Source organism: Streptomyces sp. NPDC002888 (assembly GCF_042888465.1).
Classification (GTDB): Bacteria; Actinomycetota; Actinomycetes; order Streptomycetales; family Streptomycetaceae; genus Streptomyces.
The window spans coordinates 358,562-380,173 of the sequence record NZ_JBIAPU010000005.1 but is presented as its reverse complement, the minus strand read 5'-3'; the positions used below and the strand labels follow the sequence as shown (position 1 = coordinate 380,173).

Annotated in this window: 18 protein-coding genes; 5 read left to right on the top strand and 13 right to left on the bottom strand. The window is 73.7% G+C overall.

Going from position 1 to position 21,612, the window contains the following annotated elements:
- Positions 1–120 precede the first annotated feature (120 nt).
- Complete coding sequence (locus ACFYWX_RS11280; RefSeq protein ID WP_389423715.1) at positions 121–3,696, top strand: SCO5717 family growth-regulating ATPase; 3,576 nt, start codon at positions 121–123, stop codon at positions 3,694–3,696.
- Between the two features lie 92 nt (positions 3,697–3,788).
- On the opposite strand, the gene ACFYWX_RS11275 is transcribed toward ACFYWX_RS11280, so the two are convergent.
- The 9 genes from ACFYWX_RS11275 to rimP form a co-directional block, all read right to left on the bottom strand.
- Entirely contained in the window at positions 3,789–4,736 is a 948-nt protein-coding gene (locus ACFYWX_RS11275; protein ID WP_389423714.1) for a bifunctional riboflavin kinase/FAD synthetase, read from the bottom strand.
- A gap of 142 nt (positions 4,737–4,878) precedes the next feature.
- Positions 4,879–8,556 (bottom strand): serine protease, encoded by a 3,678-nt coding sequence (locus ACFYWX_RS11270; RefSeq protein WP_389423713.1) that lies wholly within the window; start codon positions 8,554–8,556, stop codon positions 4,879–4,881.
- Between the two features lie 328 nt (positions 8,557–8,884).
- A complete protein-coding gene (truB, locus tag ACFYWX_RS11265; protein WP_389423712.1) occupies positions 8,885–9,790 on the bottom strand; it encodes a tRNA pseudouridine(55) synthase TruB in 906 nt (301 codons plus the stop codon).
- On the bottom strand, positions 9,787–10,233 hold the full coding sequence (gene rbfA, locus ACFYWX_RS11260) for a 30S ribosome-binding factor RbfA (RefSeq protein WP_389423711.1): 447 nt from the start codon (positions 10,231–10,233) through the stop codon (positions 9,787–9,789). Before rbfA ends, truB begins: the two co-directional genes overlap by 4 nt.
- A gap of 45 nt (positions 10,234–10,278) precedes the next feature.
- Positions 10,279–10,572 (bottom strand): DUF503 domain-containing protein, encoded by a 294-nt coding sequence (locus ACFYWX_RS11255; protein WP_389423710.1) that lies wholly within the window; start codon positions 10,570–10,572, stop codon positions 10,279–10,281.
- A 161-nt stretch (positions 10,573–10,733) separates the two neighbouring features.
- The gene (gene infB, locus ACFYWX_RS11250; protein WP_389423709.1) at positions 10,734–13,853 is read right to left on the bottom strand and encodes a translation initiation factor IF-2; all 3,120 of its coding nucleotides are present in this window, start codon (positions 13,851–13,853) and stop codon (positions 10,734–10,736) included.
- A 147-nt stretch (positions 13,854–14,000) separates the two neighbouring features.
- Complete coding sequence (locus ACFYWX_RS11245; protein ID WP_389423708.1) at positions 14,001–14,297, bottom strand: YlxR family protein; 297 nt, start codon at positions 14,295–14,297, stop codon at positions 14,001–14,003.
- A gap of 129 nt (positions 14,298–14,426) precedes the next feature.
- Entirely contained in the window at positions 14,427–15,413 is a 987-nt protein-coding gene (gene nusA / locus ACFYWX_RS11240) for a transcription termination factor NusA (protein WP_389423707.1), read from the bottom strand.
- 2 nt (positions 15,414–15,415) lie between these two features.
- Positions 15,416–15,919 carry a ribosome maturation factor RimP gene (rimP, locus tag ACFYWX_RS11235; protein WP_389423706.1) on the bottom strand — a complete coding sequence of 168 codons (504 nt, stop codon included), beginning with the start codon at positions 15,917–15,919 and terminating at the stop codon, positions 15,416–15,418.
- Positions 15,920–16,123: 204 nt separating this feature from the next.
- Here rimP and ACFYWX_RS11230 point away from each other — a divergent pair, with 204 nt between their 5' ends.
- Genes ACFYWX_RS11230 through ACFYWX_RS11220 form a run of 3 tightly spaced genes read left to right on the top strand, consistent with a single transcriptional unit; the run spans position 16,124 to position 18,078 of the window.
- Complete coding sequence (locus ACFYWX_RS11230) at positions 16,124–16,666, top strand: hypothetical protein (protein WP_389423705.1); 543 nt, start codon at positions 16,124–16,126, stop codon at positions 16,664–16,666.
- Positions 16,663–17,127 carry a ferritin-like domain-containing protein gene (locus ACFYWX_RS11225; protein WP_389423704.1) on the top strand — a complete coding sequence of 155 codons (465 nt, stop codon included), beginning with the start codon at positions 16,663–16,665 and terminating at the stop codon, positions 17,125–17,127. The genes ACFYWX_RS11230 and ACFYWX_RS11225 overlap by 4 nt, the downstream gene beginning before the upstream one ends.
- Positions 17,128–17,175: 48 nt before the next feature.
- A complete protein-coding gene (locus tag ACFYWX_RS11220) occupies positions 17,176–18,078 on the top strand; it encodes an aminoglycoside phosphotransferase family protein (protein ID WP_389423703.1) in 903 nt (300 codons plus the stop codon).
- A gap of 99 nt (positions 18,079–18,177) precedes the next feature.
- On the opposite strand, the gene ACFYWX_RS11215 is transcribed toward ACFYWX_RS11220, so the two are convergent.
- From ACFYWX_RS11215 to ACFYWX_RS11200, 4 genes are read right to left on the bottom strand one after another with little or no spacing between them, the layout of a single operon-like run.
- Complete coding sequence (locus ACFYWX_RS11215) at positions 18,178–18,378, bottom strand: ferredoxin (RefSeq protein ID WP_389423702.1); 201 nt, start codon at positions 18,376–18,378, stop codon at positions 18,178–18,180.
- 1 nt (position 18,379) lies between these two features.
- The gene (locus ACFYWX_RS11210; RefSeq protein WP_389423701.1) at positions 18,380–19,594 is read right to left on the bottom strand and encodes an NADH-ubiquinone oxidoreductase-F iron-sulfur binding region domain-containing protein; all 1,215 of its coding nucleotides are present in this window, start codon (positions 19,592–19,594) and stop codon (positions 18,380–18,382) included.
- The gene (locus tag ACFYWX_RS11205) at positions 19,594–20,196 is read right to left on the bottom strand and encodes a ferric reductase-like transmembrane domain-containing protein (protein ID WP_389423700.1); all 603 of its coding nucleotides are present in this window, start codon (positions 20,194–20,196) and stop codon (positions 19,594–19,596) included. Before ACFYWX_RS11205 ends, ACFYWX_RS11210 begins: the two co-directional genes overlap by 1 nt.
- On the bottom strand, positions 20,193–21,167 hold the full coding sequence (locus ACFYWX_RS11200) for an FAD:protein FMN transferase (RefSeq protein ID WP_389423699.1): 975 nt from the start codon (positions 21,165–21,167) through the stop codon (positions 20,193–20,195). Before ACFYWX_RS11200 ends, ACFYWX_RS11205 begins: the two co-directional genes overlap by 4 nt.
- Positions 21,168–21,209: 42 nt before the next feature.
- Between ACFYWX_RS11200 and ACFYWX_RS11195 the strand changes: the two genes are divergently transcribed.
- Complete coding sequence (locus ACFYWX_RS11195) at positions 21,210–21,515, top strand: hypothetical protein (RefSeq protein WP_389423698.1); 306 nt, start codon at positions 21,210–21,212, stop codon at positions 21,513–21,515.
- Positions 21,516–21,612: the final 97 nt, after the last annotated feature.

The following is a 21,612-nucleotide window of genomic DNA, read 5'->3' as shown; positions in this document are numbered from 1 at the left end:
ACCGGGCGTCGGCGTCCCAGGGGGAGAGCCGGTGGATCGGACGACCTCGAACGACAAAGGACGACAAGTAATGGTCGCCCCGGCACGGCATGAGGGTGCTCGACCACACCAGGAGGAACTGTGAGCAGCGATCGGGACGGGATCCGCGGGGGCTGGGCCACACCCGGCGATGACCAGACCGACGCGGACTCCGCCGTCGAGGCGACGGGGGAGTTCACCATCGACTACGCGCCGCCTGCCTGGTACACGCAGAACGCCGGGGACGGTTCGGGGGCAGGTGCGGGCGGCGGCTCGGGTGGGGGCCCGGGCTCGGGCTCTGGCTCGGGTGCGGCTCCCGGGGCTCCTGGGGCTCCGTTCACGCCTCCCGGGCCGCCGCCGCACGGCGCCGGGGCTCCGTTCCCTCCGCAGGCTCCGCCTGCCGCTCCGACGTTCGAACCGCAGCAGCCACAACCCCAACCTCAGCAGCCACCCCAGGGGCAGCATCAGGGCCAGTGGGCCCCGCCGCCGGTGCCTCCGGTCGACCCTGCGGGGCAGAGAGCCGCGCCGTCGTACACGGGTGCTCCGGCATCGTCCCCGGCCGCCGAGGAGGCGGGTTCCGACAACGGTGACCTGGAGAGCGGCGCCACCATGCGGTTCTCCGCCGTCGCCCTGAAGCGGGAGATCGCGGAACGGGCGGCTGAGGCCGACGCCGAGGGGGCTGGTGCTTCTGCGGCTGACACCACGGAGGGCTCGGGCGGCGAGAGCTCGGCGGCGGTTTCGGAGACGGGCGGTGAGATCGCGGCTGGGGCTGCGGCTGCCGCTGCCGCCGGTACGGCTGATACGCCTGCTGCAGCCGGCGGGGCGGGCGCGGGTGAGCTCGCGGAGCAGTCGGGCTCCCTGGGCGCTGACAGTGTGGATGCCTCCGTCGTGGGGGCGGAGATCGACGAGGCTGGTTCGGCTACGGAGGGCGAGGACTCGGAGAGCTCTGAGGGCCCGGTGGCTTCGGCGGCCGGGGCTGAGGGCGAGGGCGAGGACACCGTGTCCCCGGAGGCCGGTGCCGAGGACGCGAGTGCCGACGGCGCTGTGTCCCCGGGCGACGATGTCACCCACTCCGAGGAGGCGGACGGCGCTGCCGACGCCCCTGTCGCCGATGCCGAGACCGAGGCTTCGGACGCCGTAGCCCCGGCCGCTGGGCCCGCGGAGGGGGCGACTCCCACGGCCGAGCCCGCCGACGACGCCGCGCACGACAGCTCGCGCCAGGACGTCGTCCCGGCCGCGCCCGCCGCACCGCAGGACGCGCCGCCCACCGCCTGGGCTCCCCCGCCCGTCCCGCAGAGCGGGGTGCCGCCGCTGCCGCCGTCGTACCAGCCCGCTGCCCCCGCACCGGCCGCACAGTGGCCCGCACAGCCGCAGCCCGCGGATCCCGCGACGCCCGGGCACCCTCAGGCCCAGTCGCCCGTGCCGCCCCAGCAGCCGCCCACCCACCCACAGGCTCCGCAGCCCGCGCCGCCCGCCTGGAACCCGGAGTCCGCGGCGGCCCCGCAGCCCGGCCACGGCTTCCCGCAGCCCCCGGCACCCCAGGCCCAGCCCGGTCAGCCCGGCTACGGCTTCCCTCCCCCGGCCAACGCACAGGCCGGACAGGGCTTCCCGCAGGCCCCGGCACCCCACGCACAGCCCAACCAGCCCGGTTACGGCTTCCCGCACCCCGGTGCCCCCGACGCGCAGGCCGGGTCCGGCGCCCCGCAGCCCCCTGCGCCCAACGCACCCGGTGGCTACGGCTTCCCGCACCCCGGCGCTGCCGCCGCACCCACGCCGCCCAACGCACCCGGCGGGTACGGCGGGTACGGCTTCCCGCAGTCGAACGCGCAGCAGGGGCAGCCGCAGCCCACGCCTCCGGCTCCGCAGGTGCCGGGACCCGCCCCATCGGCTCCGCAGCCCGGCCCCAACGCCGGGGGCTATGGCTTCCCCCAGCCCCCCGGGCCGAACGCACCCCACACCCCCGGCGGCTACGGCTTCCCGCAGCCGAACGCGCAGCAGCCCGGCCCCGACTCCCCCGCCCAGCCGGGCGGTTACGGCTTCCCCCAGCACCCGGCCCAGCAAGGCCAGGGCCAAGGCCAGCCGCAGCCCGACGGCGCTGCCCCGCACGGGGCCCCGCAGCCGCCCCAGTACACCGCTCAGCACCCGCAGGGAGCACCGCACCCGCAGCAGCCCATCGACCCCCGCGCCGGGGCCGCATGGCCGCAGCCGATCCAGCACGACCAGCGGCAGCCGACCAACCCCGGTGCCGCGCCGCTCGGTTACACCGCTGCCGTGGAGCTGTCCTCCGACCGGCTGCTCAACAACAAGAGGCAGAAGGCGAAGAGCGGGCGTCCGGCGTCCGCGTCCTCCCGGTTCAAGATCGGGGGGAAGAAGGAGGAGGCCGAGCGTCAGCGGAAGTTGGAGCTGATCCGGACCCCGGTGCTCTCCTGCTACCGCATCGCCGTGATCAGCCTCAAGGGCGGCGTCGGCAAGACGACCACGACCACCGCGCTGGGCTCCACCCTCGCCATAGAGCGGCAGGACAAGATCCTCGCCATCGACGCCAACCCCGACGCCGGCACGCTCGGCCGCCGGGTGCGGCGCGAGACCGGGGCCACCATCCGTGACCTCGTCCAGGCGATCCCGTACCTCCACTCGTACATGGACATCCGGCGGTTCACCTCCCAGGCCGCCTCCGGTCTGGAGATCATCGCCAACGACGTCGACCCGGCCGTGTCGACGACCTTCAACGACGAGGACTACCGGCGCGCGATCGAGGTGCTCGGCAAGCAGTACCCGGTCATCCTCACCGACTCCGGCACCGGTCTGCTCTACAGCGCCATGCGCGGTGTGCTGGACCTCGCCGACCAGCTGATCATCATTTCGACGCCGTCCGTGGACGGTGCGAGCAGCGCCAGTACGACGCTGGACTGGCTCTCCGCGCACGGGTACGCCGGACTCGTCTCGCGCTCCATCACCGTGATCTCGGGTGTGCGCGAGACCGGCAAGATGATCAAGGTCGAGGACATCGTGTCGCACTTCGAGACGCGGTGCCGGGGCGTTGTCGTGGTGCCCTTCGACGAGCATCTCTCCGCCGGTGCCGAGGTCGACCTCGACATGATGCGGCCGAAGGTGCGGGAGGCGTACTTCAACCTCGCGGCGATGGTCGCGGAGGACTTCGTGCGCCACCAGCAGTCGCACGGCCTGTGGACCTCCGACGGCAACCCGCCCCCGGTGGCCGCCCCGCCGGCGCCCGGCCAGTACCCGGGCCAGCAGCCGTTCCCCGGCCAGTACCCGGGCCAGCCCGGCCCTGGGCAGCCCCACCCCGGCCAGCCGGTCCCAGGGCACCCCGCACCGGGCCAGCACGTCCCGGGTCAACCGGCCCCCGGCCAGCCACACCCCGGTCAGCCACCACACCCCGGCCAGCCCGGCGCCTACCCCCAGCCCCCGCACCCCGGCCAGCCGTACCCCCCGGGCCAGCCCTATCCGCAGCCCGGACAGGCCCAGCCGGGCCAGGGCCAGCCCGGACAGGCCCCCGCCCACCCGGGCCAGCCGTATCCTCCAGCCGGTCAGCCCTACCCGCCGCAGCAGGGCCAGCCCGGCCACGCCGCGGGCTACCCCCAGGCACCCCAGCCCCCGCAAACCCCCCAGCCCCCGCACCCCGACGGCCAGACCCCTCCCCCGCCCCCTCAGCAGTAACCTCAGGGCGAATCACGGCACAACGAAGGGCGGCCGGTGCCTCCAAGGCACCGGCCGCCCTTCGCCGTCGTACGTTCTCAAGTCGCCTGCGGCTATTCCGCCGCGGCCACCAGCTCCCTGCACCGCTTCACGTCCTCCGCGATCTGCTCCAGCAGAGCCTCCAGCGTCTCGAACCGTGCCTGGCCGCGCACGAACGCCAGGAAGTCGACGGCGACGTGCAGCCCGTACAGGTCGAGGCCGACCCGGTCGATGGCGTACGCCTCCACCGTGCGCTCCGTGCCGTCGAACTGGGGGTTCGTGCCGACGGAGATCGCGGCCGGCATCGCCTCGCCCCCCGCGTGCAGCCAGCCGGCGTAGACGCCGTCGGCGGGGATGGCGGTGTGGGGCAGCGTCTCGACGTTGGCGGTCGGGAAGCCCATCTCCCGCCCCCGCTGAGCCCCGCGTACGACCACGCCCTCCACCCGGTGCGGCCGGCCGAGGATCTCCGCGGCGCCGGTGACGTCGCCCTCGGCGACCAGGCGCCGGGTCAGGGTCGAGGAGAACGGCTCGCCGCCGCCCGCCTCACCGGTGACGTACAGATCGACGACCTCGACCTCGTAGTCGTAGACCTTGCCCAGCTCGGTGAGGAACTCCACGTTGCCCGCGGCCTTGTGGCCGAAGCGGAAGTTGGGGCCCTCGACGACCGCCTTGGCGTGCAGCTTGTCGACGAGGACCTTCACGACGAAGTCGGCCGGCGACAGCTTCGAGAACTCGGTCGTGAAGGGGAGGATCAGGACCGCGTCCACGCCGAGGTCCGCCATCAGTTCGGCGCGGCGGTGGTGCGGGGCCAGCAGCGGCGGGTGGCTGCCGGGCCGGACGACCTCGCTGGGGTGCGGGTCGAAGGTGACGACGACGGAGGGAACGCCCTGCTCACGGGCTCGCTCCACGGCGTGCCGGATGATCAGCTGGTGTCCGCGGTGCACCCCGTCGTAGGAGCCGATGGTGACGACGCTGCGTCCCCAGTCCTGGGGGATCTCCTCCAAGCCACGCCAGCGCTGCACTGTGACCGCTCCTCGAACGCTTGTCCGTAGTTACCGTTGACCTGTTACGCAGGTCTAAGGGTGCCATGCCGCGTGCTGTCGGCCTGCATCGGCATGTGGGCTGTGACGGGGCGCACGTGAGCACCCCGCCTCCCACGGGGCCCTACGCCGGGACGCGCACCCCCGCCAGGTTCTCGATCGTCCGGCGGGTGCTGGGGCCGACCACCACGGCCCAGTCCTCGGGGGCGCCGGTCAGCCAGCCGGCCATCAGTGCGGCGAAGCCGGGGACGGCGCGGCTCAGGTCGACGAGGGCGCGGTCGAAGCGGGTCGCGCCGTCGGGGGTGCGGACGAGGCGCAGGCCTACGCGGTGCACGAGGTCGCGCAGGTCCTCGCCGCAGTGCTGGACGGCGGAGTCCAGCAGGGCGTCCAGGACGGCCGGGGCGTGCTCCTGGGCGAGGAGGAACTCGCGCAGTTCGTGGCGCAGGGGGCGCGAGCCGGGGGTGCCGGGAGCGGCGAGCACCGGGGCCAGCGCGGCGCGCAGCCGCTCCGGGCCGCCGCCGTCCAGCAGCCCGGTGACCAGCGGGTGGAGGACGGCACGCGCGGCCGGTCCGTGGTCCAGGTCCAGACGGCGGTCGACGTACGCGGCCACGTGGTCGGCCGCCTCCGGCCGCTCCTCCACCGCCTCGCGCACGAGCAGGGCGACCAGTCGGGCGAGGGCGGGTGTGACGGCGTCGGCGAGCGTGCGCAGGCTCTCGCCGGTGTCGGGTCCTCGGCGCAGCCGGGCCCGGAAGGCGTTCAGGACCGGCTCGGGATGAGTGTGCAGCGCGGCGACCAGCGCGCTCGGCGGGAACTGCGGATCCCCTGCGGCGAAGCGCTCCAGCGCCTGCGGGAGGTGGCCGTCCCTGGTGTGCGGGTCTCGTACGAGGAGGGCCAGCGCACCGCCGTGCAGGGTGCAGTCGGCGGGGCGGGCGACCAGGGAGAGGGCGGCGTGGCGCAGCAGTTCGCGGTCGGTCTCCGTGCGTACGTGGGCGGCGGCGCGCAGCCCGTACTCCACCGCCGCCACCCGCCGGTCCGCCCGCTCGTCGCGCACCCAGCGGTCGACGGCCCGGCAGATCGCGGACGGCTCCTCCTCGGCGAGGACGGCGAGCAGTTCGTCGGCGCGCCGGTGGGCGCGGTCGACGAGGACTTCCGTGAGGTCGTCGAGCGCCCGGTGCCGGTGGGTGTGCAGCAGGGCCTGCGCGGCCGTGGCCACGGTGGCGTGCGGGGTCGCGGGCAGTGGACGCTCGTCGTCGAACCAGCGGGTCACGTACGGCTGTACGGCGGTGGCGTCGGCGGCGAGGAACCGGGCGGCCGCGTCGAGGTAGCGGGGGGTGTCGGTGTCGTGCGGGGCGGGGTCGGCGAGGACGAGTCGGCGCAGCAGGTCGAAGCGGCGGTCCTGCGGGAGGCGCAGGTCGCTCCAGAAGGCGGGACCGAACTCCTCGGGCACGGGCTGTGCGCGTTGCCGCCACGCCACGACACGGTCGGCGAGCAGGCGCAGGACGGCGGTGTACGGCGTCGCGTCGGGCATCCGCAGGAGGGTCTGGGAGAGCAGGCGGGCGGCCCACCAGGAGTGCGGGTCGGCGTCCAGGGCGTGCACCAGGTCCGCCAGGTGGGAGGCGAGTTGGCGGTCGCCGTGCTGACGGGCGAGGAGGAGCAGGGACTGGACGACGGGGCCGATGCGGTGGTGCGGGACGGGGAGGGGGCGTTCGACGCCGGGTTCGCCGGGCTGGGTGCGGCGGCGGTGGATCAGGGCGTGGAGGGCCTCGTCCAGGTCCAGGTGCGTGCCCTGGATCCAGTCGGCGAGTTCCTCGTGGGCGAAGCGGTAGCCGCCGCCCGCGGGAACGAGGAGGCCCTCGGTGAGGACGGCGGACGCCCAGCCGGTGCCGCCGCCGAGGCGGGCCGGGGCGGGTCCCCAGGGGAACACCGCCTCGAACGACCTGCGGTCCAGCTCGCCCTGTCCGGGGCCCAGGCTGCGCCGGGCGGCTTCGTGGATCTGGCCGGAGACCCTCGCCGCGAGCCGGCGGACGGCGGTGCCGCGCAGGCCGCTGTCCGCGGCCAGCCGTACGGCGATGCGCAGGCACATCAGGTCCAGGTAGGCCGCGAAGACCTCGTCTCGGTCGAGGGGGGTGAAGGGGGCGTCGGGGAGGGCGGCGCGGATCTCGGCGAGGAGGCGGAGGGTGAGGGGGTGGCGGGCGTCGGTGTCGCCGAGGCTTCCCTCCGGGATGCGGTAGCGGGCGCGTGCCCGAGCGGCTTCGTCCTCCGTCAGGTCGCCCAGGCGGACGCAGGGCGGGAGCCGCCGAGGGGGTTTGTCGCCCCCGCCGCCCCTACCCCTCCCGTCCCCGGGGGCCGCGCCCCCGGACCCCCCATCGGCCTCAACGGCCTCGCCCTCGAACGCCGGACGGGCTGAAGTGCCACCCTGCGCCACAGAGGCCCCCCGATACAGCGCCTCCGCCGGGAACTCCGGCCCCACCCCCTCCCAGTACTCCTCCCTGCACGCCACCACCAGCCGGGCGCCCGTCTCCTGCAGCCACCTCGCTGTCGCGCGGGTCCACGCGGCCGTGCGGTGGGCCAGCAGGGGCGGCATCTCCTCCGGGCCGTCGAGGAGGAGGAGCAGGGGGCGGTCGGTGGTGCGGGCCGGGCGGGCGAGCTGCTCGGGGGTGATGTCGCCGAGATCGGGGGGCGGACCGACCGGGGAGGTCGGAGACGAGGCCACGATGCGCGCCGCCCGGTGCAGCGCGCGGCGTGCCGCGTCCGCCAGGGACTCGTCGTCGTCCCTCAGGTCGGCTCCGCGCAGCCAGAGGGTGGGGGCGGGTTCGGGGCCCCGGTGGCGGCGGGCGGCGAGGTTCGCGAGTTCCGTCGTACGGCCGCTGCCGGGTGGGCCGACGAGGCCGAGGACGGCGTACGGGCTCTGGGTGAAGGCGGTGAACTCGCGGGCGAGGTCGGTCCGTTCGACCGGCTCGGCCACCGCGACGGTGCCCTCCGTGCCGGTCCGCGGGCCGTCCTGCGCCACCGAGGTCGCCGTGAGTTCCAGGGCCCCGGCGAGGTTGAGGTCGGCGCCGTAGGCGGGGACCGTCGCCGTGTTGCGGGCGAGCAGGTCGGTGAGGGGGCCGGGCCCGGCGGGGCGCAGCGGTACGGCGAACCCGCAGTCCCGCGCGTCGGACTGCAGCGCGGTTCCCAGGACGCCCAGCACGGCGCCCGTCCCGGCGTCGAGGACCGGCCCCCCGGCCGCCCCGCCGCCCAGCCGCAACGCGTCCCGGCCTGCCGTGCCGATCGCCAACTCGAGGGCCTCGTCGACGAGATGGAAGCGGTCCGTGGCCGTGTACGTCACGGAGGTCGCCCCCAGGACCCGCGCCTCGCGCCAGCAGCCGGCGGCGAGGCGGACGTATGTGCCGGTCTCGACGCGGTCCCGCGCGGTGACGGGGAGCGGGGCCACGCCGAGCCCCTCGGTGCGAACGAGGGCCAGTCCCAGGGCGGGCAGCGGCGTGACGTCGGCGGCGGTCACGAGGCAGTGCCGGTCCTCGGTGGCGTGCAGGAGGAGGCGGGGCAGGCCGTCGACGGTCTCGTGCGCGGTGATCATCGTGCCGTGGTGGTCGGCGACGAAGCCCAGGCCTCGTGGGCGACCGGCCAGGTCGTGGATGCGAACGAGGGCGGCGTCGAGCCCGCTCCACGGCGCCTGTTCCCGGGCGGAACCACAGCCGCCTTCCGCCTCGTCCACATCAGGGGTCCGGCCCCGCGCGGCATCCCGGCCGCCCTCTTCGTCCTCCACCCGCCGGAACCGGTCCCGCGCGGCCCGTTCCGTCATGGTCGTGCCTCCCCGCCGTACGCGTGTGCCCTGTGTTCGACCGTAGGCGCGGGATGATCGGTGGGACAGATCGTGCGTCGAACGCGCCCCCGTGCACTCCCTCGGTTCACTCCGAGCGCCTGCCCGGACGGGTGAATGGACGGCGGCTACTGGATAACCCTAGGGGTGGGGGAACCGAGGGGGGACCGTGGAGCGGCGACAGTGGACGACCCCGTGATCGCCGCTCCACGGGCGGACCCAGCCCATAGGACCCGGCCCATGGGACCGAGCCCATGGGACCGAGCCCGTAGGACCGAGCCCGTAGGACCAAGCTTCACGGTGCCTGTCGTCAGCCGAAGACGGCCAGGCTCTTCGCCTTGCCCTTGTGTTCCTCGACGAGCGCGAGGAGCCGTCCCTCGGGGTCGAAGACGGCCACGGGACCGCCGCCCGCGTACTCGCCGGGCATCTCCAGCCGTACGCCGTTGAGGAGCAGCCGGGAGCGCTTGGCGTCCACGTCCCACCGCGGGAACGCGGCCGCGGCCGCCTCGGCGATCGGCATGATCGTCAGCTCCTTCTGGAGCTGGTCCAGCGTCTTCGCGGAGTCCAGCTTGTAGGGACCGACGCGGGTGCGGCGCAGGGCGGTGAGGTGCCCGCCGACGCCGAGGTCGGCGCCCAGGTCGCGGGCGAGGGCGCGGATGTACGTACCGGAGGAACAGGTCACCGACACGACCAGGTCGAGGACGGGCGTGCCGTCCTCGGCGACGGCGTCCCGGACGTCGTACACCGTGAAGGACGAGACGGTGACGGGCCGGGCGGGGATGTCGAACTCCTCGCCGTCACGGGCCCGCTTGTAGGAGCGGACGCCGTTGATCTTGATGGCGCTGACCTTGGACGGCACCTGCATGATGTCGCCGCTCAGCTTGGCGATGCCGGCGTCGATGGCCTCGCGGGTGACCTGCGAGGCGTCCACAGACTCCGTGATCTCGCCCTCGGCGTCGTCGGTGAGGGTGGTCTGTCCGAGGCGGACGGTCCCCAGGTATTCCTTCTCGGTGAGGGCGAGGTGCCCGAGAAGCTTCGTCGCCTTCTCGATGCCGAGGACGAGGACGCCCGTGGCCATCGGGTCGAGGGTGCCGGCGTGGCCGACCCGGCGGGTTCCGGCGATGCCCCGCATCTTGGCGACGACGTCGTGCGAAGTGAAGCCCGACGGCTTGTCGACGATGACAAGGCCGTCGGGCGGGGTGGGCTTCTGGGTCATTCGGCGGTGTCGTCCTCGTCTTCACCCGGCTTCTTGTACGGGTCCGCCTCACCGGCGTAGGCGGCGCCGGCCGAGACCTCGCGCACCTTCTCGTCGGACTGGCGCGCCTTGTCGAGGAGGTCCTCGATGGTCCGGGCGGTGTCGGGCAGCGCGTCGGCCACGAAGGTCAGCGTCGGCGTGAACTTCACGCCCGCCGCCGCACCGACCGCCGAGCGGAGCACGCCCTTGGCGCTCTCCAGTCCGGCGGCCGCGGCCGTGCGCTCCTCCTCGTCCCCGTACACGGTGTAGAAGACGGTCGCCTCCCGCAGATCACCCGTGACCCGGGTGTCCGTGATGGTGACGTGAGAGCCGAGCCGCGGGTCCTTGATCCCGCGCTGCAGCTTCTGGGCCACCACCTCTCGGATGAGGTCCGCCAGCCTCTTAGCCCGCGCGTTGTCGGCCACTGGTCCGTCTCCCGTTCTTTCCTGTCTGGGTCGTTCTTGGGTTCGTCAGTCGTCTTCGCCGTGGAAGCGCCGCCTGACGGACAGCAACTCCACCTCGGGGCGTCCGGCGACCAGCCGTTCGCACCGGTCGAGTACGTCGGTCAGGTGCCCCGCGTCGCCGGACACCATCGCGAGGCCGATGCCGGCCCTGCGATGGAGGTCCATGTGATCCACCTCGGCCGCGCTCACCGCGTACTTGCGCTGGAGCTCGGCGACGATCGGGCGGACGACGGAGCGCTTCTCCTTCAACGACCGTACGTCGCCGAGGAGCAGGTCGAAGGACAACGTCCCCACATACATGTATGTAACCGGTTCACCCGCCGGCACGGGATCGATGGCCCTGCCATCCACGTGGCAGGGACATCAGAACCGTACAACGAACGGCCGGGGCCGATCGACGGAGTTTACTCTCCGCCGACCGGCCCCGGACCGGACCGCCTCGGAAGCGGAAGCCCGAGCGCTTACACGCGCGGCTTCTCCCGCATCTCGTACGTCGCGATGACGTCGTCGATCTTGATGTCGTTGAAGTTTCCGAGGTTGATACCACCCTCGTAGCCTTCGCGGATCTCGGTGACGTCGTCCTTGAAGCGACGCAGGCCCTCGATGTTGAGGCTCTCCGCGACCACCTTGCCGTCGCGGATGAGGCGCGCCTTGGTGTTGCGCTTGACCTCGCCGGAGCGGATGAGAACACCCGCGATGTTGCCCAGCTTGGACGACTTGAAGACCTCGCGGATCTCCGCCGTACCGAGCTCGACCTCTTCGTACTCCGGCTTGAGCATGCCCTTGAGGGCCGCCTCGATCTCCTCGATCGCCTGGTAGATGACCGAGTAGTAGCGGACGTCCACGCCCTCGCGCTCGGCCATCTGCGCGGCACGACCGGCCGCACGGACGTTGAAGCCGATCACGATGGCGTCCGAGCCCATCGCCAGGTCGATGTCCGACTCCGTGACCGCACCGACGCCGCGGTGCAGGACGCGGATGTCGACCTCTTCGCCGACGTCCAGCTGGAGCAGGGACGACTCGAGTGCCTCGACGGAACCAGAAGCGTCACCCTTGATGATGAGGTTGAGCTGCTGGACCTCGCCGGCCTTGAGCACCTTGTCCAGGTCCTCGAGGGAGACACGACGCGTGCGCTTGGCGAAGGCCGCGTTGCGCTCGCGCGCCGCGCGCTTCTCCGCGATCTGACGGGCCGTACGGTCCTCCTCGACGACGAGGAAGTTGTCGCCCGCACCCGGGACGTTGGTCAGGCCCAGGACCTGGACCGGCGTCGACGGGCCCGCCTCGGCGACGTTGTTGCCGTTGTCGTCGAGCATGGCGCGCACGCGACCGTAGGCGTCGCCCACGACCATCGTGTCGCCGACCCGCAGCGTGCCGCGCTGGACGAGGACCGTCGCCACGGCACCACGGCCGCGGTCGAGACGGGACTCGATCGAGATGCCCTGCGCGTCCTGGTTCGGGTTGGCCCGCAGGTCGAGCGAGGCGTCGGCGGTGAGGACCACGGCCTCCAGCAGGGAGTCGATGTGCAGACCCTGCTTGGCGGAGATGTCGACGAACATCGTGTCGCCGCCGTACTCCTCGGCCACCAGCCCGTACTCGGTCAGCTGACCGCGGACCTTGGTCGGGTCGGCGCCCTCGACGTCGATCTTGTTGACCGCGACGACGATCGGGACCTCGGCCGCCTTGGCGTGGTTGAGCGCCTCGACCGTCTGCGGCATGACGCCGTCGTTGGCCGCGACGACCAGGATCGCGATGTCCGTCGACCGGGCACCACGGGCACGCATGGCGGTGAACGCCTCGTGACCCGGGGTGTCGATGAAGGTGATCGCGCGGTCCTCTTCGTTGACCTGGGTCGAGACCTGGTAGGCACCGATGTGCTGGGTGATGCCGCCGGCCTCGCCCGCGATGACGTTCGTCTTGCGGATGGCGTCGAGCAGTCGGGTCTTACCGTGGTCGACGTGACCCATGACGGTGACGACCGGCGGACGGACCACCAGGTCCTCGTCGTCGCCCTCGTCCTCGCCGAACTCGATGTCGAAGGACTCGAGCAGCTCGCGGTCCTCCTCCTCGGGGCTGACGATCTGAACCGTGTAGTTCATCTCGCCCGCGAGGAGATGCAGCGTCTCGTCGGAGACGGACTGCGTGGCCGTGACCATCTCGCCGAGGTTCATCATGACCGCGACGAGCGACGCCGGGTTGGCGTTGATCTTCTCCGCGAAGTCGGTGAGGGACGCACCGCGCGACAGGCGAATGGCTTCGCCGTTGCCGCGAGGCAGCATCACGCCGCCGACCGACGGGGCCTGCATGGCCTCGTACTCCTGGCGCCTCTGCCGCTTCGACTTGCGGCCACGACGCGCGGGACCGCCGGGACGACCGAAGGCGCCCTGCGTGCCACCACGGCCACCGGGACCACCCGGACGACCACCGAAGCCGGGACGGCCACCGCCGCCACCGGCGGGACCACCGGGACGACCGGCGAAACCGCCGCCACCGCCACCGGGACCGCCGGGACGACCTGCGAAGCCGCCGCCGCCACCGCCACCGGGACGACCGGCGAAGCCGCCGCCGCCCGGACGACCGCCGCCACCGCCACCGGGACGACCGCCGCCACCGGGACCGCGGCCACCAGGGCCACCGCCGCCGGGACGCGGGCCGGCAGCGGGACGCTGCGGCATCATGCCGGGGTTCGGACGCGGGCCGCCGGGGCCACCGCCGGGACGGGGACCGCCCTGCGGACGAGGCATACCGCCCGGGGTCGGACGCGCGCCGCCCGGAGCCTGGGGACGGGGACCGCCGCCCTGGCCGCCGGGAGCCTGCGGACGGGGACCGCCGCCGGCGCCGGGGGCACCGCCGGGACCACCCGGGCGCGGGCCGCCCTGCGGACGGGGCGCCTGCGGGCGCGCCATGCCGGCGTTGCCGCCGGAGGTGAAGGGGTTGTTACCCGGGCGCGGACCGGACGGACGGGCACCGGGACGCTGACCCTGGCCACCGGGACGCTGGCCCTGACCCTGGCCACCGGGGCGCTGCCCCTGACCCTGGCCGGGACCGGAGGGACGACCGGCGGGCTTCGGGGCACCGGGGCCGGGACGCGCACCGCCGGACTTCGGACCGGCCGGAGCCGGGGCCGACGGCGGAGCGGTGAACTCCGGGGCGGCCGGGGCCGGACGCGGCGCGGGCTTGGGACCCGGACGCGGGCCGGAGGCCGACGGGGAGGTCGGCGCCGGGGCCGACGGGGTCGACGCCGCCGGGGCGGAAGGAGTCGACGGAGTCGCCGGGACCGACGGAGCCGCAGGCTGCTGGGCAGCCGGGGGCTTGGGTGCGGCCGGCCGCGGGGCAGCCGGACGTGCCGCCTGCGCCGGAGAGGGCGCACCGGGCTTGGGGGCAGCCTTGCGCGGGGCGGGCTTCGCGGCGGACTTGCCGTTGCCACCGCCCTGGAAGGCGTCGGTCAGCTTGCGTACTACGGGCGCTTCGATCGTCGAAGACGCCGAACGGACGAATTCACCGAGTTCCTGGAGCTTGGCCATGACGACCTTGCTCTCGACACCGAACTCCTTGGCGAGTTCGTATACCCGGACCTTAGCCACTTCGCTCCTTTGAGGTCCGGGTTGCGTCCGGACCGTCGCTAGTTCATGGGCGTACTCATCGCGTACTCATCGAGTGCTCATCGCAATCTCGACCTGCTTTCGACTCGCGAGGTACCAGGCCGCACGGGGGGTTCCGCACGGCGAGTCTTACGGTGTTGCCTGGTCGGCAACTGTTCTCTGCTCGATCTGTCGGCGCAACGCCTTTGTGTCGAGCGTTCCCGGGACGCGCAGTGCCCGCGTGAACGCCCGACGGCGTACCGCCTGGTCGAGACAGACCAGGGCGGGGTGTACGTACGCACCCCGGCCGGGCAGCGTACCGCGAGGATCGGGGACGCATGCGTCCTTGATCGCCACGATCCGCAGCAGATCGTCTTTGGCCGCTCGCTCCCGGCACCCCACACAGGTGCGCTCAGGGCATGCGCGGGCATGCGTCCGGCCAGACACTGCTAAGTCTACCTCCCCGCACCGACCTCACCCCTTTGGGGCAGGAATCGAACGGTTGTTGTCGTGATCTGAGCGGGCTGCGGCTTGGATCTATTCCCCAGCGCTGTTCCCCGGCCCTGTTCGCCGGCCCTACTCGTCGGCCTGTTCGGTGTCCGGGCGGATGTCGATGCGCCAGCCGGTCAGGCGGGCCGCGAGCCGGGCGTTCTGCCCTTCCTTGCCGATCGCCAGCGACAGCTGGTAGTCCGGCACCGTCACCCGCGCGGAGCGGGCCGCGAGGTCGACGACCTCCACCTTCGACACCCGAGCGGGTGACAGGGCGTTCGCGACCATCTCGGCCGGGTCGTCCGACCAGTCGACGATGTCGATCTTCTCGCCGTTCAGCTCGCCCATCACGTTGCGCACGCGCCCGCCCATGGGGCCGATGCAGGCGCCCTTGGCGTTCAGGCCCGAACGGGTGGAACGGACGGCGATCTTGGTGCGGTGACCGGCCTCACGCGCGATGGCGGCGATCTCGACGGACCCGTCGGCGATCTCCGGCACCTCGAGCGCGAAGAGCTTCTTCACCAGGTTGGGGTGTGTGCGGGAGAGCGTCACGGACGGCCCGCGCACGCCCTTCGCCACCCGAACGACGTACGACCGAAGCCGCATGCCGTGCTGGTACGACTCACCCGGGACCTGCTCCTGCACCGGCAGGATGGCCTCCAGCTTGCCGATGTCGACGAGCACGTTCTTCGGGTCGCGGCCCTGCTGCACCACACCGGTGACGATGTCGCCCTCGCGGCCGGCGTACTCGCCGAGCGTCGCGTCGTCCTCGGCGTCGCGCAGGCGCTGCAGGATCACCTGCTTGGCCGTGGTGGCGGCGATACGGCCGAAGCCGGACGGGGTGTCGTCGAACTCGCGGGGCTCCTGGCCCTCTTCGAGGTCCTCGGGGTCCTCCTTCGCCCACACGGTCACATGTCCGGTCTCCCGGTTGAGCTCCACGCGCGCGTGACGGCGGCTTCCCTCGGTGCGGTGGTAGGCGATGAGGAGGGCCGACTCGATCGCCTCGACCAGCAGGGGAAAGGAGATCTCCTTCTCCCGTACCAAGCCCCGCAGGGCACTCATGTCGATGTCCACGGCTACGCCTCCTCTTCCTTCTCGTTGCTGTCCTTGCGGTTGAACTCGACCTGCACGCGGGCCTTCTCGATCTCCGGGAAGGCGACTCTGCGGGTCGTGGCCTTGCGGCCCTTCACGCCGGGCACTTCGAGGTCGAGGCCGTCGTCGTCGGCCTTGAGGATCCTGGCGACCAGTTCGCCGCCCTCGGTCAGCTGGAACCTGACCAGCCGGCCCGTGGCGCGCACATAGTGCCGGTGCTCGGTGAGGGCGCGCTCCGCGCCCGGGGTGCCGACCTCGAGGGTGTACTCGCCCTCGCCCATCACGTTCGTCTCGTCGAGCTTCGCCGAGAGCGCGCGGCTCACATCGGCGATCTGGTCCAGGTCCGCCCCGGTGTCGGAGTCGACGACGACACGCAGCACACGCTTACGTCCGACGGAGTCCACGGCGATCTCTTCGAGATCCAGGCCCTGGGAGGTGACGAGCGGTTCCAGGAGCTCTCGCAGCCTCTCGCTCTGGGTGGTGCTCATCCGGGTGACTCCTCGGCCGCGTGTGCTGTTGTGGGATGGGTCGCGTGTCAGGTCAAAGGGTATCCGGTCGCGAGGAGTGTTGCCGTCCACCTGTGCGCGGGCGGTGCCGGTGAGTGGCGACGGGCGGTGCCGCGGGTACGGTGATCACGGGCGTGCCGCCCGTCGTGGTCTTTCTTTCGTACGAGTTCCCCGAGGACGTCTGCCGTGCCGTTCCCCTCGCCGTCGCGCGCCCCCTCGGGGCCGCGCAGAAGAGCCCTGTTCGCCTCGGCCGCCGGGGCCGCCCTGCTCGTGGGCTGCTCCTCTCCCGGCGACTCCGGCAGCGGCACGAGCAGGAGTCCTTCGGCGACCGAGCGGGCACGCGCGCGTGCGGCGCGGGACAGCGCGGGGCTGGTGGAGCGGTACGACGCCGTGATCACCGTCCATCCGGCGCTGGCGGAACGGCTGCGACCACTGCGGGCGGCGGCCGTGCGGCACGGGGAGGCGTTCCGGGGTGCGCGAGGCGCGGGGTCGCCCACGGCTTCACCGTCGCCCGGAACCTCCCGGCCGTCACCTTCCCTGTCGCCCCCTGCGTCCGTCCCGGGGAACGAGAAGGACGCCCTCGCCGACCTCGCCGCCGCCGAGCGGGCCCTGTCGGACCGGCGGACCACGGCGCTCCTGGCGGTACCGGGCGAGCTGGCCCGCCTGCTGGCCTCGGTCGCGGCGGCCGGCGCCGCGCACGCGTATCTGCTGACGGAGAGTGCCAGGTGAGCAAGGTGAAGGACGGGGAGCTGCGGGCGTTGCAGGCGGCGCTCGCGGCAGAGCACGCGGCCGTGTACGGGTACGGAGTCGTCGGTGGGCGGATCCAGGAGGGGCGGCGCACGGAGGCACGGGCGGCGTACGACGCTCACCGGGCGCGCCGGGACGCGCTGGTGCGCGCGTTGCGCGACCTGGGCGCCACGCCGGTCGCCGCGAGCGCCGGGTACGCGCTCCCCTTCGCCGTGCCGGACTCGGCGGCGGCGGTTCGGCTCGCCGCCGAGCTGGAGGAACGCGTGGCCGGGGTCTACTCGGACCTGGTCCGGGCGACCGGGGATGCGCGACGGCGCGAGGCGGCCACGGCCCTGCGGGAGGCAGCGGTGCGGGCGGTGCGCTGGCGCGGGGAGAGCGTAGCCTTCCCTGGGCTCGCCGAGCGGGCCGGTACGGCCTCGGCGTCGGCGGCACCGCCGGTGTGACCCGGAGAGGCCCCGCAGAGGACCCGGAGAGGAAGGGACGACTCGCGTATGGCTTTCGAACCGCCGCGGCGTCTGGTGCGAGCGCTCGGTGAGACGGCACCGGACGGTGACGACTGGTTGGAGAAGCTGCCCGCGGCGTTCCAACAGGCCGTCGCTCTACGCGAGTTGACCGTGGAGCGGGTGCAGGTTCCGGGCGGGCGCAGCAGCCTGGTCGTGCTGGTGCGGCAGGCCGACGCGGCCCCGGCCGTGCTGAAGCTGGCCCCGCCCCGGGCCCGCCCGGAGAGCGAGCGGGCCGCGCTGGCGCACTGGGACGGCCTGGGCGCCGTACAACTGCTGGATCCTCCTCCGTCCACGCCGGGTGTGCTGCTCCTGGAGCGGCTGCATCCGGACGTGTCCGTGCGGTCCCTGCCGGAGGCGAAGGCGCTGCTGGAGGCGGCGGGGACGTTGCGCCGGCTGTGGGTGGAGCCGCCGGACGGGCACACCTTCGAGACGGTCGCGGAGCGGACCGGCCGGCAGGCCGGGGCGATGCGGGCGAGCGCGGCGGCGGACGCCGAGGTGGCACCGCTGGTCGACGCGGCGCTCGCGGCCCGCGAGGAACTGCTGGCCGGGCCGCCGGAGCACCGGCTGCTGCACGGCACGTTCCGGCAGAGCAAGGTGCTCTCGGGTGAGCGGATGCCGTGGCTGGCCGTGGGACCCGATCCGGTGGTCGGCGAGTGCGCGTTCGACCTGGCGCGGCTGGTGCGTGACCGGGTGGAGGATTTGATCGCCTCGCCCTCAGGGGCGGCGACGACTCGGCGGCGGGTCAAGCGGCTGGCGGAGTCGCTGGACGTGGATCAGGAGCGGTTGCGGGGGTGGACGCTGTTTCGGGCTGTGGAGTCGGGTGTGCGGGCACTGCGCGTGGGGCGGTCGACGGATGCGGAGCTGTTGCTGGAGTTCGCCGGGTGGCTTTAGGGGGTGGTTTCAGGGCGGTTCGGGGGTGGTGCGGGCCGTCTCGTCACTGCGGGTGCGTTGTGGCTTGTCGCGCAGTTCCCCGCGCCCCTGAAGGGGCGCTCACAGCACCGTCAGTTTGAGAGCCAGGACCGGGCAATGGGCTGCCGCTCTGCGGGCCCGTTTCACCGTGCGGGTCGGCACCGGTGTGCCGTCGGTCAGCGGGTAGCCCCACTCGTCCGGCGTGATGTGTTCCGGTAGGAGTTCCGCGCACAGGCCGTGGCCCTGGCAGGACGTCCAGTCGATGTCGATTCGCTGGTCCATGTCAGTTCTCCTGGGGGACGGGCAGTACGGGTGTGTGGTCGGTCGCGGTGCACAGCCCGCGGGCGTGTGCGTCGGCTTCGGCGGCGAAGGCCGTCAGGGCGCTCCGGACCAGGCGGACCGTGCCGTCGGGGTGGTGGCAGGCGCCGCGGCCCTCGACGAGGCCGGACCAGCGCGCGAGGTCGGGGCGGACCGTGCCCTGAGGGCCGGGGGTGGCCAGTGTCCGGAACGCGCCGGCGATACGCGGGAGGCCGTTGAGGCAGGGGCCGCACTGGCCGGCCGACTGCAGGGCGAGGTAGCGCAGGACGCGCGCGGTCTCGGCGAGGCCGCACCGGCCGACGGGCAGTGCGGCGAGGACGCCTGCACCCAAGTATCCTGCGTCCACGGTGAGTTGGGACGCCTCGCGGGCCGGGATCCAGGTGCCGTGGTAGCCGCCGACGAGGACCGCCGCCATGCCCTCCAGCGGCAGCAGCCGGCCGAGCGGCAGACCGTACGGGGCCTCGACGACCCGGGGTTCGTGTCCCGGCACGTGGAGCGTGCACAGGGCGCTGCCCGGCTGGGCCGGGGTCCCGGCCGTGCGGTACCAGTCGGCGCCGTAGCGGGCGATCAGCGCCAGGTGGGCCAGGGTCTCCACGTTCTGCACGAGGGTCGGGGCCCTGCGCACCCCGCGTTCGCGGACCGGCGGGCGCTGGTGCGCGGGCCGGGCGGCGGCGCCTGAGAGGAACTGGGCCAGGGCCGAGGCCTGCCCCGACAGGAACGACTTCGGCAGCCGGACGACCCGCACGGGCAGCGGGTCCGTGCGGTGGGCGAGCGCCGACTCCAGGCAGGTCGCCCCGTCCTCCACGGCCAGGTACGCCGCCCCCGCGCCGACCGCCGCCGCGGCCACCTGGAGCCCGTCCAGGACGAGGTGGGGCGACCGGTGCAGCAGGGTCCGGTCCTTGCGGCTCGCGGGTTCGCCCTCCGCACCGTTCGCGACGACGACGGGGGCGCGGCCGGCCCGTTGCCCGGCGTCCGCGACGGACACCAGCTTGCGGTACGTCGGGAAGGCGGCCCCGCCGCGTCCGGTGAGACCCGACTCGGCGACCGCGTGGAGGAGACCGGCGGGGTCGCCGCAGGTCAGGGAGCCGTAGCGCTCGCGGTGTGCGGTGAGGTCGGCCGGGGCGGTCCCGGGGGCGAGGAGTCGGGGGGACATGAAGAGGTCCGGGAAGGTCGCGGTCATCAGCGGGCTCCTTGGGCGGTACGGATGCGGGCCTCTTCGTGAGTGCGCAGGAGGGCGGCCGGGGTGCGGCGGGAGGCGCGGACGGCGTGGGCGGCGCGCAGCGCGAACGCCGCGACCACGGACGTCACGCACGCGACGGTCAGCCAGGTCGTCCAGTCGGTGCCGGTGTCCGTGCCGATGCCGAGCCCGTGGATCAGGGCGACCGGCCAGGAGGCGTACGCCAGCCGGTGAACGGCCCGCCAGGTGCGGTGGCCGAGGCGTTCCCGCAGGAGGCTGGTGACCAGGACGGCGAGCATCAGGTCGAGGGCGACCGTGCCGAGGCCGAGCCAGAGGGGCTGGTAGGCGGAGACGAAGGGCACGAGGACGTCGACGACCGTGATGTCGACGTAGCCGTCGACGATCGCGGTGGTGATGTGCAGGGCCAGGAAGGCGGTCGCGGCGAGGGACAGCGTGCGGTGCAGGCTCATGGTGCCGAAGCGGGGCAGGCCGGGGATCCGGCCTCCGAGGCGCACCGCGACGCCGAGGAGGACGACGACCGTGAAGAGGACGAGGCAGACGGCGCCCGTGGCCCGGTTGGCGTACCAGAGGGTCTCGGAGGTCATGCGGCGGCCTCCTGGGGGTGAGCCACCGGGAGGGCGACCGAGGTGGGCCAGCCCGGGGTGGTGACCACCGTCCCGTCCTGGGCCACCAGCCGGGCCGGCAGGCCGCGCCGGGTCAGCCAGCGCTCCGCTCCCGCGCCCTTGACCAGGGCGGCCGTGCTCGCCGCGTTGGCGTCGGCGCAGGTGGCTGCGGCGACGGACACCGTGCGCCATGGGGAGCGGACGGGCAGCCCGGTGCCTGGATCGACGATGTGGTGCAGGTCGTGGCCGCCGCGCCGCCAGCGGCGGGCCGTCGTGCCGGACGTGGCCAGACCGCCGCCGCGCAGGCCGACCGTGGCGTACGGGCCCCGCGCGGGCGTCTCGTCCACGGGGCCGGTGACGTCCTGGACCCGGATCTGCCAGCCGCCCGCCGGGGACTCCCCGGCGACGGAGGTGTCCCCGCCCAGGCTCACGAGAACCCCGCAGCCGGCCGCCTCGGCCAGCATGCGCGCGGCACGGTCGGCGGCCCACGCCTTGGCCGTGGCGCCCAGGTCGAGGCGGATGCCGTCGGGGACGGTGACCGTGCCTGTCGCGCCGTCCAGCCGCACCTGGCGCCGGCCGGGGGCGCGCCGCACCGCCAGTCGCACGGGGCGGTCGTCCTCGCGGACCAGGATGAAGTCGCGGTCGTAGCCGATCGCGTCCATCGCCGAGCCGACCGTCGGGTCCACGGCCCCGTCGGTCTCGTCGGCCGCGCGCAGCGCGACGGCGAGGGCCTCGGCGAGCAGCGGGCTGACCCGGACCGGGCGACCGGCCGAGCCGTCGAGGGCGGCCAGTTCGGAGTCGGTGCGGAAGCGGCTGCACGCCGCGTCGACCTCGGCGAGGTGCCGGGCGAGGAGCAGGTTGCAGGTGTCCAGCAGGGCCGGGTCGGTGACGACGAGGCGGACGCCGGTACCCAGGGCCCGCCAGTCGGTGGCGGCGGTCGTCGTCCTCGTCACGACGCCCCCGAGGTGGAGTCGGCGGAGCCGCCTGAGGAGGAGGTGAGGCCGCTGGAGGTGTCCGAGCCGGTCGAGTCGTCCGAGGAGGAGCTGCCGGAGCTGTCGGACGACGAGGTGTCCGACGAGGACTGCGTGCCACCGCTGTTGCCGCTGCTGCTCGTGCTGGAACTCGTCCCGCTGCTCGCCGTCGTCCCGGCGTCCGCCTGCATCGTGCCGACCAGGGCGAACACCCCGGCCGCCGCCGCGAGCGTGATCGCCGCCGCGACGGCCGCCGTGCGCTGTGCTCCTCTGCGGACCGCTGCCGCGGCACCCTGTTCCCTCGGGCTCATGACCGTTCCCCCTCCGTAGTGACGCTCTGTCACGCCCTACGGTCGGGGAACGGCCTGAGAGAAGTCTGTGAGGCGCCCATACGCCTCCACAGAAGTCTCTGAGAGGTGCCTTTAAA

What these genes read in the sequence shown, in the direction of transcription:
- ACFYWX_RS11270 (WP_389423713.1), bottom strand. Translation starts at nt 8,556, where the DNA reads ATGACGGAACGGGCCGCGCGGGACCGGTTCCGGCGGGTGGAGGACGAA.
- truB (WP_389423712.1), bottom strand. Translation starts at nt 9,790, where the DNA reads ATGACCCAGAAGCCCACCCCGCCCGACGGCCTTGTCATCGTCGACAAG.
- ACFYWX_RS11255 (WP_389423710.1), bottom strand. Translation starts at nt 10,572, where the DNA reads ATGTATGTGGGGACGTTGTCCTTCGACCTGCTCCTCGGCGACGTACGG.
- rimP (WP_389423706.1), bottom strand. Translation starts at nt 15,919, where the DNA reads ATGAGCACCACCCAGAGCGAGAGGCTGCGAGAGCTCCTGGAACCGCTC.
- ACFYWX_RS11220 (WP_389423703.1), top strand. Translation starts at nt 17,176, where the DNA reads ATGGCTTTCGAACCGCCGCGGCGTCTGGTGCGAGCGCTCGGTGAGACG.
- ACFYWX_RS11215 (WP_389423702.1), bottom strand. Translation starts at nt 18,378, where the DNA reads ATGGACCAGCGAATCGACATCGACTGGACGTCCTGCCAGGGCCACGGC.
- ACFYWX_RS11210 (WP_389423701.1), bottom strand. Translation starts at nt 19,594, where the DNA reads ATGACCGCGACCTTCCCGGACCTCTTCATGTCCCCCCGACTCCTCGCC.
- ACFYWX_RS11205 (WP_389423700.1), bottom strand. Translation starts at nt 20,196, where the DNA reads ATGACCTCCGAGACCCTCTGGTACGCCAACCGGGCCACGGGCGCCGTC.